This is a genomic window from Pseudoalteromonas xiamenensis, from assembly GCF_030994125.1.
In the GTDB taxonomy this organism is placed as follows: domain Bacteria; phylum Pseudomonadota; class Gammaproteobacteria; order Enterobacterales; family Alteromonadaceae; genus Pseudoalteromonas; species Pseudoalteromonas xiamenensis_B.
The window spans coordinates 746,907-760,194 of sequence record NZ_CP099918.1; the positions used below are offsets into that span (position 1 = coordinate 746,907).

15 protein-coding genes and 1 pseudogene are annotated in these 13,288 nt (G+C 42.3%); 2 read left to right on the top strand and 14 right to left on the bottom strand.

Translation table 11 applies throughout. The features are described 5' to 3' along the window. Positions 1-229: 229 nt before the first annotated feature. Positions 230-1,951: an acetolactate synthase 3 large subunit gene (locus tag NI389_RS20315; RefSeq protein WP_308363340.1), complete on the top strand. Its 1,722-nt coding sequence runs from the start codon at positions 230-232 to the stop codon at positions 1,949-1,951. Further along, positions 1,951-2,448 (top strand): acetolactate synthase small subunit, encoded by a 498-nt coding sequence (gene ilvN / locus NI389_RS20320; protein ID WP_208844753.1) that lies wholly within the window; start codon positions 1,951-1,953, stop codon positions 2,446-2,448. Before NI389_RS20315 ends, ilvN begins: the two co-directional genes overlap by 1 nt. A 52-nt stretch (positions 2,449-2,500) precedes the next feature. Here ilvN and NI389_RS20325 read toward each other — a convergent pair whose 3' ends face one another. The 14 genes and pseudogenes from NI389_RS20325 to NI389_RS20390 all read right to left on the bottom strand — a co-directional run bounded on the left by NI389_RS20325 (position 2,501) and on the right by NI389_RS20390 (position 13,259). Continuing rightward, the gene (locus NI389_RS20325) at positions 2,501-2,776 is read right to left on the bottom strand and encodes an HU family DNA-binding protein (RefSeq protein ID WP_208844752.1); all 276 of its coding nucleotides are present in this window, start codon (positions 2,774-2,776) and stop codon (positions 2,501-2,503) included. Between the two features lie 171 nt (positions 2,777-2,947). Beyond that, a complete protein-coding gene (locus tag NI389_RS20330; protein WP_308363341.1) occupies positions 2,948-3,436 on the bottom strand; it encodes a DUF2878 family protein in 489 nt (162 codons plus the stop codon). Then, positions 3,420-4,681: pseudogene (locus NI389_RS20335) on the bottom strand (class I SAM-dependent methyltransferase). Before NI389_RS20335 ends, NI389_RS20330 begins: the two are co-directional and overlap by 17 nt. Before the next feature lies 1 nt (position 4,682). Beyond that, positions 4,683-5,405 carry a DUF1365 domain-containing protein gene (locus tag NI389_RS20340; protein WP_308363343.1) on the bottom strand — a complete coding sequence of 241 codons (723 nt, stop codon included), beginning with the start codon at positions 5,403-5,405 and terminating at the stop codon, positions 4,683-4,685. Continuing rightward, positions 5,398-6,654, bottom strand: a complete 1,257-nt coding sequence (locus NI389_RS20345) for an NAD(P)/FAD-dependent oxidoreductase (RefSeq protein WP_308363344.1) — start codon at positions 6,652-6,654, stop codon at positions 5,398-5,400. The genes NI389_RS20340 and NI389_RS20345 overlap by 8 nt, the downstream gene beginning before the upstream one ends. Next, entirely contained in the window at positions 6,651-7,358 is a 708-nt protein-coding gene (locus tag NI389_RS20350) for an SDR family NAD(P)-dependent oxidoreductase (protein ID WP_308363345.1), read from the bottom strand. The genes NI389_RS20345 and NI389_RS20350 overlap by 4 nt, the downstream gene beginning before the upstream one ends. Beyond that, a complete protein-coding gene (locus NI389_RS20355) occupies positions 7,355-7,780 on the bottom strand; it encodes a nuclear transport factor 2 family protein (protein WP_308363346.1) in 426 nt (141 codons plus the stop codon). The genes NI389_RS20350 and NI389_RS20355 overlap by 4 nt, the downstream gene beginning before the upstream one ends. Further along, entirely contained in the window at positions 7,780-9,171 is a 1,392-nt protein-coding gene (phrB, locus tag NI389_RS20360; RefSeq protein ID WP_308363347.1) for a deoxyribodipyrimidine photo-lyase, read from the bottom strand. Before phrB ends, NI389_RS20355 begins: the two co-directional genes overlap by 1 nt. Beyond that, the gene (locus tag NI389_RS20365; protein WP_308363348.1) at positions 9,171-10,112 is read right to left on the bottom strand and encodes a YbgA family protein; all 942 of its coding nucleotides are present in this window, start codon (positions 10,110-10,112) and stop codon (positions 9,171-9,173) included. Before NI389_RS20365 ends, phrB begins: the two co-directional genes overlap by 1 nt. A gap of 10 nt (positions 10,113-10,122) precedes the next feature. Further along, positions 10,123-10,773 carry a ChrR family anti-sigma-E factor gene (locus NI389_RS20370; protein ID WP_308363349.1) on the bottom strand — a complete coding sequence of 217 codons (651 nt, stop codon included), beginning with the start codon at positions 10,771-10,773 and terminating at the stop codon, positions 10,123-10,125. Beyond that, complete coding sequence (locus NI389_RS20375) at positions 10,766-11,389, bottom strand: sigma-70 family RNA polymerase sigma factor (protein WP_308363350.1); 624 nt, start codon at positions 11,387-11,389, stop codon at positions 10,766-10,768. The genes NI389_RS20370 and NI389_RS20375 overlap by 8 nt, the downstream gene beginning before the upstream one ends. A gap of 56 nt (positions 11,390-11,445) precedes the next feature. Beyond that, positions 11,446-12,018, bottom strand: a complete 573-nt coding sequence (locus NI389_RS20380) for an LON peptidase substrate-binding domain-containing protein (protein ID WP_308363351.1) — start codon at positions 12,016-12,018, stop codon at positions 11,446-11,448. A gap of 58 nt (positions 12,019-12,076) precedes the next feature. Beyond that, on the bottom strand, positions 12,077-12,379 hold the full coding sequence (locus NI389_RS20385; RefSeq protein ID WP_308363352.1) for an MGMT family protein: 303 nt from the start codon (positions 12,377-12,379) through the stop codon (positions 12,077-12,079). Continuing rightward, a complete protein-coding gene (locus tag NI389_RS20390) occupies positions 12,363-13,259 on the bottom strand; it encodes a LysR family transcriptional regulator (RefSeq protein WP_308363354.1) in 897 nt (298 codons plus the stop codon). Before NI389_RS20390 ends, NI389_RS20385 begins: the two co-directional genes overlap by 17 nt. Positions 13,260-13,288: the final 29 nt, after the last annotated feature.

A 13,288-nucleotide genomic window follows, 5' to 3' on the forward strand; every position in this document is an offset into this window, starting at 1 on the left:
TAGATAGCATTTGGCTAAACAACCCCGCAAATTTGCGGGGTTTTTTTTTAACTAAAATCAGTATTTCTGCGTATAGCAGTCAATTGTTGGACGTGAAGTTCTCTCGGATTGACTCACTGATACTCAAAAATTGGCGTTAAGCGAATTTGTCAGATGAAAACTCGCATGACGGTGGGAGTATTCACTTTATCGCAGATATATTGGCTTCAATCACAACTGAGGAATGAGGATGAACGAGCAATATAATGGCTCTCAATTAGTTGTAAAAGCGCTTCAAGCACTCGATGTAAAATACATCTTTGGCTACCCTGGTGGCTCAGTGCTAGATCTTTACGATGCACTTTTTCAACAATCTGAGATAGAACATATCTTAGTACGTCATGAGCAAGCAGCAACACACATGGCTGACGGTTTCGCACGTAGCACAGGCGAAGTAGGAGTCGTTCTTGCGACATCAGGACCTGGCGCAACAAATTGCGTTACTGGCATTGCAACGGCTTACATGGACTCAATCCCGATGGTTGTGCTCTCAGGCCAAGTTCCTTCAAACCTAATTGGGGACGACGCGTTCCAAGAAACAGATATTGTTGGCTGTTCACGCCCTATCGTAAAACACAGTTTTAACTGTCGTCACGCTGAGGAAATCCCAACCGTACTTGCGAAGGCGTTTTTCTTAGCAAAATCAGGACGTCCTGGGCCCGTTGTTGTTGAATTACCGAAAGATATACTCAACCCAGCACAATTCTTTGATTTCAAGATGCCTGAAAATATTGAGATGCGTACCTACAATCCAAATGTGAAAGGCCATCCAAAGCAAATTAAAAAGGCCGTAAGTGCGATATTGGGCGCGAAGAAATTAGTTGTATATTCTGGTGGCGGAATTGTTCTTTCGAATACTTCTTTGCAACTAACACAGCTTGTAGAATCGCTTAACGCGCCATGTACAAATACCTTAATGGGCTTGGGTGGGCTAAGTGGTACACATCCTAATTTTCTCGGCATGCTTGGTATGCATGGTACGTTAGAAGCAAATAAAGCAATGGCGAACGCCGATGTTATTCTAGCGCTTGGCGCGCGATTTGATGATCGAGTTACCAATAACGTACAAAAATTCTGTCCAGATGCCACAATTGTGCATGTTGATGTAGACCCAACATCAATCTCAAAAACGGTAAAAGCACACATTCCTGTTGTTGGTTGTCTTGCTACAGTACTAGAGCAACTGCAAAGCGCTATTGACGCGTCGAAAGACCGTATCGACCGAAGTGCACAAGAAGATTGGTGGTATCAAATCACCAAATGGCGTGAACAAAATTGCCTAAGCTTTGACGCCTCAGGCGAAAAAATCAAGCCACAGGAAGTTATCCGCAAGGTTTATGATATTACTAACGGCGAGGCGTACGTTTGTTCTGATGTAGGTCAACACCAAATGTTCGCCGCACAGCACTACCCTTTTAAAAATCCACGCCAATGGATTAATTCTGGTGGTCTTGGCACCATGGGCTTTGGTCTACCTGCAGCGATGGGCGTAAAAGTTGCCTTCCCGTCAAGCGAAGTAATCTGCGTAACAGGCGATGGCTCTATTCAAATGAACATTCAGGAACTCAGCACCTGTTTGCAATATGGCTTAAATGTGAAGATTGTATCACTCAACAATCGTTCGTTGGGAATGGTTAGACAGTGGCAAGATATGCTGTACGGTGGCCGTCATGCTAGTTCCTACATGGAGTCATTACCTGACTTCGTCAAACTAGCAGAAGCCTACGGCCACGTTGGTATTAAAGTCGATACACGAGACCAACTCGATGAAGCCCTTGAGAGAGCATTCAGCATCAATGACAGATTGGTTTTCTTAGATATTTGTGTCGATGAATCTGAACACGTATACCCTATGCAAATAAAGCTAGGCAGCGTTGATGAAATGTGGCTTAAAAAGGGAGTAAAAGCATAATGAAACGTATCTTAGCTATCTTACTTGAAAATGAGCCGGGTGCATTGTCGAGAATTGTTGGTCTGTTTTCACAACGGGCCTATAACATCGATTCATTGACTGTTGGAACAACCGATGACCAAACGCTTTCTCGTATCACTATTACTACTCATGGTGACGACCGAGTGGTTGAACAGATAACCAAACAAGTAAATAAGTTAGTCGATGTATTAAAAGTGCTCGATCTAACTGAAATGCAACACATTGAACGCGAATTACTGTTAGTAAAAGTGTATGCAAGGGATGAGCAAAGCAGAGCTGCAGTAACGCGTGTTTGCGATGTGTTTCAGGGTTCGATCATCGACATGGGTAAACAGAGCTACACACTACAGATGGTCTCTGGAAAAGACAAAATTGAGTCTTTCCTCGATATGTTAAGACACGAAACCGACCTTATCGAGGTAGTTCGAAGTGGAACCGTTGGCATAGGCCGCGGTGATAAAGCACTGAGAAGTTAGACAAAATAAAAGGGGCTAAAAGCCCCTTTTATTTAATTTGAAAGCGTAACTATTATGGGTTTACGCTATCTTTCAAACCTTTACCAGGCTTGAATGAAGGAATGTTTGCTGCAGAAATTTGAATTTCCGCGCCAGTTTGTGGGTTACGACCTGTACGAGCTGCACGCTCTTTAACAGAGAATGTACCAAAACCAACCAGTGCTACTGCATTCCCATCTTGAAGAGATTTAGTAACAGCACCTGTGAATGCGTCTAATGCACGCGCAGCCGCTGCTTTAGAAATTTCTGCATCCGCCGCCATTTTTTCAACTAGTTGAGCTTTATTCATCGTTTGATTCCTATTCTTTATTTTTATGCCTTAGCAAATCCTATACTTATGCATTTTTACTGCGTTGGCAACTACTAAATGCATCATTTTTAACTTTATCGATGAAATTATCGTTCTCCGTTTTTATTTTCGGTAATTTTGAACACAGCTCTACGTTTGTTGTTAACAATACTAATCCCTAAGGCTCATTTTAAGGGACGTTCGAGCCAATAGCATGAAACAAACTGACCAACTCATTCCAAACAACAGAACAAACTCAATCCGTTCTCTTTGAAGTGTGAGCAAGTTCAAATTTTCTGCTGCGAGGTAGCTAATAGAGCAACCAAGGCTCAGCAACAATAATTGATAGCATGTATTCAATTTGAAAACAAACGAAAGACTTTCTCGGACTGTGAATATAAAACAACCCCAAAGCAATACGATATAATCAGGTAGCATCGCGTCAATATAGCGAAATAGACCTAAAAATGAGAGTGTTTGCTCTACAAGTAACAAAGAAGGCAATAGAATCAGCAGATCCACAATCGCCTGCCGTTTGTCTCGATTCGATAAATACAGCAATATCGCGATGACAACTAAATACTGAACAGCATTGTCTCTCAATAGTGCAGTTGCCCACCACGCAATTTGAAACAAAATGCCATTAATAGCTAAGCGCATTGAGACAGTCGGTTGTTCTGGCTCTCGGTTTTCGGGCGACTAAATGTATTGCACTGGTTGCGCGTTGCTTAAATGCACCTTCACAATAACAAAAATAGAACGTCCAGAGGCGATAGAAAGATTCGTCGAATTTCGTTCTATCCAAGTTTGGCCACGCGTTTACAAATCGTTCGTGCCAGTGTTTTAAGGTATGCGCATAATGCAGACCTATATCATGAAGGCCATGTATGACCAAGTTGGTTCTTTCACGAATGTGCTTAGTCATTTGTTCGATTGAAGGCAAACAGCCCCCGGAAAAATATATTGTTGAATAAAGTCAGAGTTTTTCAGGTAATGGTCATAACGCTGATCAGCAATCGTAATCGCTTGGATTAACATTAAACCATCATCTTTCAGTAGAGCATTACATTTCGTAAAGAATCCAGAAAGATATTCGTGCCCTACCGCTTCAATCATCTCAATAGAAACCAGCTTGTCGAACTTTCCCTCTAGTTCGCGATAGTCCTTTTTGAGTAGGGTTATTTTATGCTCAAGATTTTTTTCTGCGATTTTTCCCTTAACATAGCTAAATTGTTCTTCAGATATGGTCGTAGTAGTAACGTACACACCATAATTTTCAGCGGCATAGAGTGCTAAAGCCCCCCAACCAGTACCGATTTCGACAAGTGTTTCGCCTTCTTTTAAATCAAGTCGTTCACAAATCGCGCGCAGTTTATTTTGCTGAGCCTCTTCAAGTGACTCGGTTGGATGCGAAAAGATTGCGCTCGAATAAAGCATTTCTTTACTTAAGAACGCCGTGTATAGGTCGTTTCCCAGATCATAATGCGCAGCAATGTTTTTCTTCGATTGCGCTTTCGTATTGCGATTCAAGCGATGTTTTACTTTATTTGAAATCGCAGTTAACCAATTAAATTGCTTCTCGAACTCGTCCAACACACATTGATTTTTTACGAACAGTTCTATTAAGTCTGTTAGTCTATTCGTATTCCAATACCCCGCGATGTACGCTTCTGCTGCTCCGATGCTTCCCCCAAGAGCAAAACTTTTATACATGCGAGGATCGATAACATCGATTACAACATCTACTTCATTACTTTGTCCAAACTCATAACGAGTACCCGCTTCATTAATCACCAATTTTCCATATATAAGATTGGAAAACGCCTTATGAACGAGGTGGCGATATAGTTTTAAGAGTCCAGACACATTTGTCGAAGCAGTTTGTAATGCCGTTATTTTTTCCATGTTACTTTCCTGGATGAGCGATAAAAGGAACTCGTTTTAAAAACAATCGAAGGGCGTGCCAATAAATGCCTTTTACAATGCTGAAGGTCATAACTGGGAACATCTTTAATACCTTTCGAATAACAACAGGATTTAGCCTTTCCTTTCTCAGTGTTAACGATGCGTCGAACACTTTTTGGCTACCACGTTGATTTTTGATGTGAACAAAAACCTTGTTTTCATCAACTTTAACCTGCCAGTGGTAATTCATCTCTAAATCCATGAAAGGTGATACGTGAAAGTTCTTTTTAAAGTTCACATTTTCTTGCTTTAGCGGCACTAAATAGCAATGTCTTTGATCCCATGGTGTATTGGATACTTCAGCAACCATGTAGCCATATTCACCATCTATCTGGTAAAAAAAGAAATTAACGGGACTAAAATAAAAACCGAAGCACCGAGCCTGACAAAGAACATACGTCTTCTCAACCGCATCATTGATTCCCAATTCCCTGAGTGCAGCAATTGCCCGCTCTGAAATATGCCCATCGTAACCAACGAGGTAATCCGACTGTTTAAAACGTATTGGGTTGTAGAACTTTGTTCCAATTGCCCAATGAACCTGATTGATGGCCGGTATGTCGTCGAGTTCAAGCCATAACATATAAATTGGGTAGTTGAATCTATGTTGCGCATGCTCTGTACGGGAGTGGTGCACAGAACCAATACATACCGCACTATTCAAAGTCAACTCCCAATAACAAAGCAACATCAACTGCACTTCTAACGCCATCTTCATGGAACCCGTTGTACCAATATGCTCCACAATAAAAGGTGTTTTGCTGACCATTAATCTCGCTACGCCGAGACTGCGCCAACAGTGATTGCTTATTGAAAACAGGATGGCTATAACTAAACGTCCTTATTATCTTGCTTTTATCAATCGCACTTTCGCCGTTTAAGGTTACGCAGAACTGTTCTTTCGTCTTAAGGCCCTGCAGAATATTCATTTGATAGGTAACGGACGCAGGGGCATCTAAGTCAGGTGATAATTGATAGTTCCAGCTCGCCCACGCTTTCTTTCTTTTAGGAAGCATGCCAATATCAGTGTGTAGAACCACCGAATTTTTTGTGTAGGGAATCCCCTGTAAAATTGACTTTTCTTCCTGTGTGGGATCACCCAGCAAGTTCAATGCTTCATCAGAATGACAAGCAAACACAACATGATCAAAGCTGCGCACCACCCCATTTACAAAGGTTAACTTTACGCCCTCATTGGTTCGCGTGACCGCTTCGATAGTCGAATTGAGTTCAACCTTATTTTTAAGTTCACCCAACAACGGCTCAATGTATTGCTTAGAGCCACCAGGAATAACATACCACTGAGGGCGATTTGTTATATCGAGTAAGCCGTGGTTATAGAAAAAGCGAATGAAAAAGGCCAACTCAAATTTGGCCATTGCATTTAGACTTGTCGACCAAATTGCCGCCCCCATAGGGAGAATATAATGGCGCTGAAAAAAATCATTAAAACGGTGTTTGTCTAGCAATTCACCAAGTGTACTCATGCCCCCAAATTCGTCCGTTGAATACATTTCTTTGCACAACGTATTAAAGCGAATAATGTCTTTAAGCAATTTCCAAAACTTGGGGCTTAAGAGATTACGTTTTTGAGCAAACAGCGTTGCAAAAGTATGCCCGTTGTATTCAAGTCCCGATTCCATGTTTCGAACACTGAAGCTCATCTGGGTTTCTTGGCCTTCAATACCAATTCGCTTCATTAATTTTCTAAAAAGTGGATACGTTCTGTCGTTATAAACGATAAACCCCGTATCCACAGCAACCGATTCACCTTTCCATTCAACATCAATAGTCGCAGTGTGACCGCCTATGTATTCGTTTTTTTCAAACAAGGTCACATCATATTTTTCTCGTAGACAGTGTGCAGCCGTCATTCCTGAAATACCTGAACCGATGATCGCTATTTTCTTCATTTTTTCATCCTACGTGCCAAACTGCGCCATATGGGTTGCGGTAGATAAGATAAACACTTCATTATCCATATTAATCGCTTTGGGAATTCGATCGTACGTTGACCTGCAACGACTCCCTTGATAATGCGTGTCGCGGCATCGTCAACATCAATAATAAATGGCATTGGGAAGTCGTTTTTTTGAGTTAATGGCGTTGCGACGAAGCCGGGATGGACCACTGTAACGTCGAGGTGTTCAAGTGTAGTCTCGAGTGTTTTAGCTAAGTACGTCAATGCCGCCTTTGAAGCGCCATAAGCTTCCGCACGAGGTAATGGCAAAAGCATTGAACTAGAACTCATGATTATCAATTTTCCGCCGTCTTTCAGTTTAGGCATGAAAAACTCTAAGCAATATGCAACAGAGATGAGGTTTGCGTTGATTACACGCTCAAAAAGTGCCGAATCAAATCTTGCAGGATTATCGATGTATTCGCACGTACCCGCGTTTAGAATCAGCCAATCCAATTGTTCAATGTTTTTAGAGGCGTTCTCAACATCTTTTTTAACACTGACATCAAACGCAAGCGTGGTTACATTTTTGTCGTGATTAATCGTATCGAGCTTGTTTTGATTTCGCCCGCAAGCGATAACATTGTGTGATTTCGCAAGTCTATTTGTTAATGCGAGTCCAATCCCTGAGGACGCACCGGTGATTAAAATATTCACTGTGAGGCTTTCTTCTTAATGGCTTTAACTGCCCAGCCTAGAGCAGGAATGTGCTCATACAACATCTCCCCGAGATCCAGATAGTCTCGATGGTAGGACACCTTTTCGCCTTTGAACACCAAGTGACTGTGCCCGCTGACTAAAATATCTTTGCAGCCATTCAGTTTCTGATGTCGAAAGCTCATATTCCAATAAAGAAAAACAAATTCTTCTAATTCGAAGTAATGTTCGACGACAAAGTTGATGTGAACCAAGTTCTGATATAACGACGAAAAATACCCTCGTAGTGCATCCAATCCTTCTATGTCATGTATAGGGTCTTGAAAGCGCACATTCCAGTGGTACATGTCATTCAGTCTATCGAGTTCATGCTTTGATAGCTTATTGTAGTTTTCGACAAATTTCGCCACGCGGTTATCCATTACTCAACCTTAAATGCTGATAAAGCTCGCTCTCTCGCTGCTTTGTGTTCGACAATTGGCTTTGGATAATCAATGTCTTTCATCAAGGCTAAGTAATCATGAGGAAAGTGTATGTATTTATCCGGAACTGCTTGTAGTTCAGGTAGATATTTACGAATGAATTCGCCTTTAGGATCAAACTTTTCGCTTTGTGTTATCGGGTTAAATATTCGGAAATAGGGCTGAGCATCACAACCTGTACTTGCAGCCCACTGCCAACCACCGTTATTGCTTGCCAGGTCACCATCAATCAAATGGCGCATAAAATAGTGCTCACCCCATCGCCAATCGATGAGTAAGTGTTTTGTGAGAAAACTGGCAACAACCATGCGTAGTCTGTTGTGCATCCAACCAGTTTGGTTCAACTGTCTCATCGCGGCATCGACGAGGGGATAGCCAGTTTTGCCTTCGCACCATAACCTAAATGAAGTTTGATCTTCTCGCCAACTAACGTAGTCGTACTTACTGTTGAAATTACAATGCTTACAAAGGTGTGGCCACTCAACAATCAAATGTCGGTAAAATTCACGCCAAACCAATTCGTTTATCCAACAAAATTCTGGTCGACCCGTTTGCTGCAAAATATCAGGAATTCTTGATTGGATTGCACCGAGTAACTGTTTTACAGAAATGATCCCAAGCGCAAGGTAAGGACTTAAGCCAGATGTCCCTTTTATCGCAGGAAAGTCTCGCTTTTCTTTATAGGTTGCCAATTTTTCGTCAACAAAGGATTCCGTAACCATTTGCAAGGTCTGGTCATCTATAGGCCATTTTTCCGATGTTCCATCCGACATTAAGATATCAGGAATAGCCCAGTTTATAGGGTTTTCAGAAAGCGGCCAGACACTGTAGATTGCATGATAGTCAAAATGTGCCTTAAGCCATGCGTTTTTGAACGGCGTGAATACTTTGAACATATCGCCAGAACCTGTACGAATTGACCCTGGTTTTGCAACCACATCACCATCGAACAGCCGAAATCCGACACCTCTGCTGTCCAAAGCCTGCGCCACAGATTTATCCCTTGCACGTTCATTGATTTCATATTCAGCGTTGGCATAAACCTGTTTGAATCCATATTGGTCGACCAAACAACAAAGTGAGGCGATTTGATCTGAAAACAGCGGCGCTTCGACAACATGCAACGCAATACCATATTTCGCGAGCATTTTTCCAAGTTCGGCAACACGGCGCAGAGCCAAGTCTATTTGAATTGGCGCTGCGTCATGGGTTTCCCACTGTTTCCTACTTACAAAAAAAAGCGCGTCACGCGCGCCAGATTGAACCGCTTCGATAAGCGCCTCGTTCCCGTAGAGTCTCAAATCTCTACGAAACCAAAACAATGCTTTCATTAAATTCCAAACCTTAATTTCAATTCATTTGGATAAGGAGAGAAATAGACCTGATCTTTTAAATACTCAAGGTCATGAATACGAGTGTGGTGACTCAGGAGGGTCAACGGCACATAAAGAGGCACATTGCCAATGCGGTACTGTTCAATCGCTTCACACAACTCTTGCTTTTCAAGTTTGCTGAGCAACTTCTTGAAATACCCTTGTAAATGCATCAGCGTGTTAGTTTGCGCTTTGCGTGTAGCAGGTTTCGCTAGCGCATTCATCAAACCCGCAATGTACTCTTTCGATACGCGCTCTAGCGCCTCTTTGTTACAGTCACCGAGTAAACGTCCCAATTCCTTATAAGCTTGGTACTTATGGCTCATGAGCAAATATTTGTGTTTTGCATGAAAAGTGGTCACGTTATGAAGTGTTAGTCCCTCTTTAACAAGCGCTTTCCATGCATGGTATACAAAGACACGCATAACGAAGTTTTCTCGTAAATGGACGTCATTCAATCGCCCATTTTCTTCGCACGGTAAAAGTGGGTCACTGTCCATGATGGATTTTGCAAATACGCCAACCCCATCGTAGGTAGCCCATGTCGCAGTTTCGTTGTAAACCTTCACTCGCTCCATTCCACAGCTTGGGCTTTTGGCACAAAATACGTAGCCACTCAGTTCATCCAGATGACTTGCAGCAACTGTTTGGCCATAGTCGTAAAGCTTAGAGGCTACGTCATTACTGCCATCAACATGACATACTTTAATCGTCTCCCCAACCTTTACCTGACGGATCACCGGCCGCGGAATCGACATTCCAATTGCAACTTCAGGACAAAACGGGACATATTCAACGTGCTGGCCAAGTTCGTTCATACAAAAGTCTGACCGTTTATGTTGGCTGTCAAAGCGTACTTTTTGGCCAGTCAAACAAGCGCTAATTCCAATTTTTATCACGCACACCTCGTTAGTAAATTAAATTACCGATTGGATTAAGTAATTTACTCAACCCTTTATTGAAGTGTAGCTGCGCGCTTACAACAGTAAAACATAAGCATCCTTCCTTCGTTTTCGGCGTGTGAGTATGGCGACCGTCAAGCATAATAAAATCACCAGGTACATAATCACCATCTTCATCACCAAAATCGCCATCTAACAACAACGTAACCTCAAACCCTGTATGAGTGTGGTTTGGGATTTCACCACCAGCGCCGATATGCAATAAGCTCGCCCTCAGCGTTCCGTCTTCAACCGTGTAACGCGACCGACCAATCTTTCCCAAATTCAGGAATTCGGTACGTTCAACACACGAAAGCGCACGAGGAAGCATAATTTCCTTACGCTGATACATAATGGTTTCAGCAACCGTATCGACCATTTGCGCAAACGCATCATCTGCAGTAATGTCGTCGAACATCGCAGCAAACGCGGAATCGACTAGAACTTCTTCTTCACCACCTAAACTTTCTTCGCCGAGCGATTGTTCTAGCTGAGACAACGTTTGCTGACAACACTCACACAACTCGATGTGAGCTGAAACCGCCATGGATAATGTCACAGACAAAGAACCTTCCGCGAAGGCAAGTAATAAAGCGTCAGTCGGATGATGTTTAATCATGGCTCCCTCCAAGCTCAATGCGTAGCTTTTGTAAAGCGAGTCTAAGTCGGGATTTAACGGTACCGAGCGGAATATTCAATTGTTCAGCCAACTGCTCTTGCGACAAATCTTGAAAATAGACTCCCCAGAGAATTTCTTTCTGAGCTTGAGGCAACGTATCAATGAAACGCTTGATTCTTTTATCTTCAAGGTGATCTAACTCTTCTAGAGCAGAATTTTTCGGTTCTTGAAATAACGGCCAAAGTTCTTCGCTAAGATGGTCTTCTTTCGTACTCTTCATTTTTCGCAGTGTATCAAACGAGGCGTTTCGCATTACCGTGTACACCCACGTTGTCGCAGCGCCTTTTGAAGGGTGATAAAGATGCGCCTTTTTCCACACTGACGTCATCGTGTCCTGAACTAATTCCATTGCCAAAGCTTCGGATCCCAATTGCTTAATCCCGAAACGTTTTATCTTCGGCGCAAAATAATCGAAGAGCTTGGCGAACGCTTTTTTGTCACGCGATTCAGACACAGCGACAAGCGCCTCAATCAGCGCTTGCGTAGGGGTTTCTGATACCAAAGTTGATTTCCTAGATTCAAACGTATCTACAGAAAAACTGGTCCTAATTTCCATCTGTGTTAGCCCTATTCTCAACATACCGAGATGTACGGACAAAGCACTTTTTCAGATCAGTTTGGATTGATTAAAGTATGAAGGAAATCTCTAATTTGTTCAAAGTATTGAAGATGCAGCGTATTTTCCTTTTGCTTTATTGACACTGGCAATATTTCAAGCCAGCGACATGCAACCCAAATAGGATCGCTATATCGCTTGGAGGGATAAAGCGCACTGAGTTCTGGGTTTGCGTCATGAACGCGTCTGAGCGCTTCGCGCAACTGTTCATCAATGCCCTCATCGTTGCCTTCGTTGATATTCCAAAGTGGACTTTCTATTCGAGCAACCCGCCCTTGTCTCAAGTTATCTGCATCAATCCAAACTTCTTCGATATCAACTAAACACTCAGCCACAACATCAATAAGTAACTGGCCGCTCTCGTCTTGGTTAAAATCGACAATATTGACATAGGCACCACGTTTTGGAACATTATGGATGGTGTCTTTTTGATACACACACAACACAAATCCACAATTATTCTTTAATGCGTGCTTCACCATGGACAAATAGCGTGGTTCAAATATTCTCAATCGTGTTACGCCACCCGGTAACAGAAAAATGGGTAGTGGAAATAACGCTCTAATCATTGTGCCTATGAGCTTAAGTTAATCATGCCAATACTTACGTTATCGACTAGTCTTACGATCAGCCAACAAAAAACTCTTTTTTAATTTTTCCATTGTCCAAACTTATCCCTTCCGCTTGAAGTGCTTCTAACTGGCGTTGATAGCTCGACGTTCCAAATGGAAACGATATTTCTCGTTTACTATTTACAATTCGAAACCAAGGTAACGACGAGTCCTTAGGTAAGTGTTTTAACAGATAACCCACCGCCCGCGCATGTTTAGGTTGCCCTGCTAGTCGTGCTATATAGCCATAGGACGCGGTAAATCCTTCAGGTACCGAACCAATCGCACTATAAACAGCTAATTTAAACTCGTCGTTCATACTCAATACTCAATTTTTCAAATTCAGACCAAAGTGCTCTTGAAACCGGCCCATGATGTTTATTCGGCTTTCGGAAAACATGTATCTTTGCAAAAAACTCGTGCTGTTTGTTGTACACCTTAATTTGCTGTAACAACCCTGCTTCCAATTCGGTTTGGCAGTGAGTGAGACTCATCAGTGCCCATCCACACCCACTCAATACAAAAGACTTTAACGTATCTAGGTCATCAACCTTCATTAAACTGGCGCCTTTGGCATAAGCAAGCCGTTCACTGTCAAAACTGAAGTCACTTTCAACCATTGCAAGGCATGGATATTGAGCAAGCCTCTCATAATCGAGTGCTTCAGGCATCAGACCCGCTTTACACACGATGCCAAAAGAAATATCACCTATCGGCATTGAGTCAAAATCGCCGGTTGCATGGAAAAGATCAAACCAAGGTCCAATTCCAATGTCTGCAACTCCGGTATTCACTTGTTCAAGTGCAGCAAATCGTTTGCCGTTACTGATCACAAACTCTGTATTGGGGAATTGGTGAAAAACTTCCGAAATAACCGTTTGATAGTCTGGTGAGTTGAATATTGGTTGATAACAAATTTGGACTTTCGGTTCATTCCCGAGCGCTAATTCTTTTGCTAACGATTTCAGATGGGTATGATTTGAAAGTAGCATTTCCACTTCTTTATGAAAATGCCGCCCCTTTTCTGTCATCGTCAGTCTATACTGTGTCCTATCAAGTAGTTGGAAACCGATTTCCTCTTCCAGTTTACGGATACTTTGAGTTAATGCCGGCTGTGTTTTATGTAGCTTCACGGCCGCTTCACTTAAACTAGCTGATTTGGCAATGACATCGAGCATTTCTAACTGCGCTAACTTCATAACTATTATTTATGTTGTTTCTAAGTTCT

Excerpts from the sequence above, each read along its gene's own strand:
- NI389_RS20330 (WP_308363341.1), bottom strand. The coding sequence starts at position 3,436 with ATGCGCTTAGCTATTAATGGCATTTTGTTTCAAATTGCGTGGTGGGCA.
- NI389_RS20380 (WP_308363351.1), bottom strand. The coding sequence starts at position 12,018 with ATGATTAGAGCGTTATTTCCACTACCCATTTTTCTGTTACCGGGTGGC.
- NI389_RS20390 (WP_308363354.1), bottom strand. The coding sequence starts at position 13,259 with ATGAAGTTAGCGCAGTTAGAAATGCTCGATGTCATTGCCAAATCAGCT.
- ilvN (WP_208844753.1), top strand. The coding sequence starts at position 1,951 with ATGAAACGTATCTTAGCTATCTTACTTGAAAATGAGCCGGGTGCATTG.
- NI389_RS20385 (WP_308363352.1), bottom strand. The coding sequence starts at position 12,379 with ATGAACGACGAGTTTAAATTAGCTGTTTATAGTGCGATTGGTTCGGTA.
- NI389_RS20355 (WP_308363346.1), bottom strand. The coding sequence starts at position 7,780 with ATGGATAACCGCGTGGCGAAATTTGTCGAAAACTACAATAAGCTATCA.
- phrB (WP_308363347.1), bottom strand. The coding sequence starts at position 9,171 with ATGAAAGCATTGTTTTGGTTTCGTAGAGATTTGAGACTCTACGGGAAC.
- NI389_RS20315 (WP_308363340.1), top strand. The coding sequence starts at position 230 with ATGAACGAGCAATATAATGGCTCTCAATTAGTTGTAAAAGCGCTTCAA.
- NI389_RS20375 (WP_308363350.1), bottom strand. The coding sequence starts at position 11,389 with ATGGAAATTAGGACCAGTTTTTCTGTAGATACGTTTGAATCTAGGAAA.
- NI389_RS20345 (WP_308363344.1), bottom strand. The coding sequence starts at position 6,654 with ATGAAGAAAATAGCGATCATCGGTTCAGGTATTTCAGGAATGACGGCT.
- NI389_RS20325 (WP_208844752.1), bottom strand. The coding sequence starts at position 2,776 with ATGAATAAAGCTCAACTAGTTGAAAAAATGGCGGCGGATGCAGAAATT.
- NI389_RS20370 (WP_308363349.1), bottom strand. The coding sequence starts at position 10,773 with ATGATTAAACATCATCCGACTGACGCTTTATTACTTGCCTTCGCGGAA.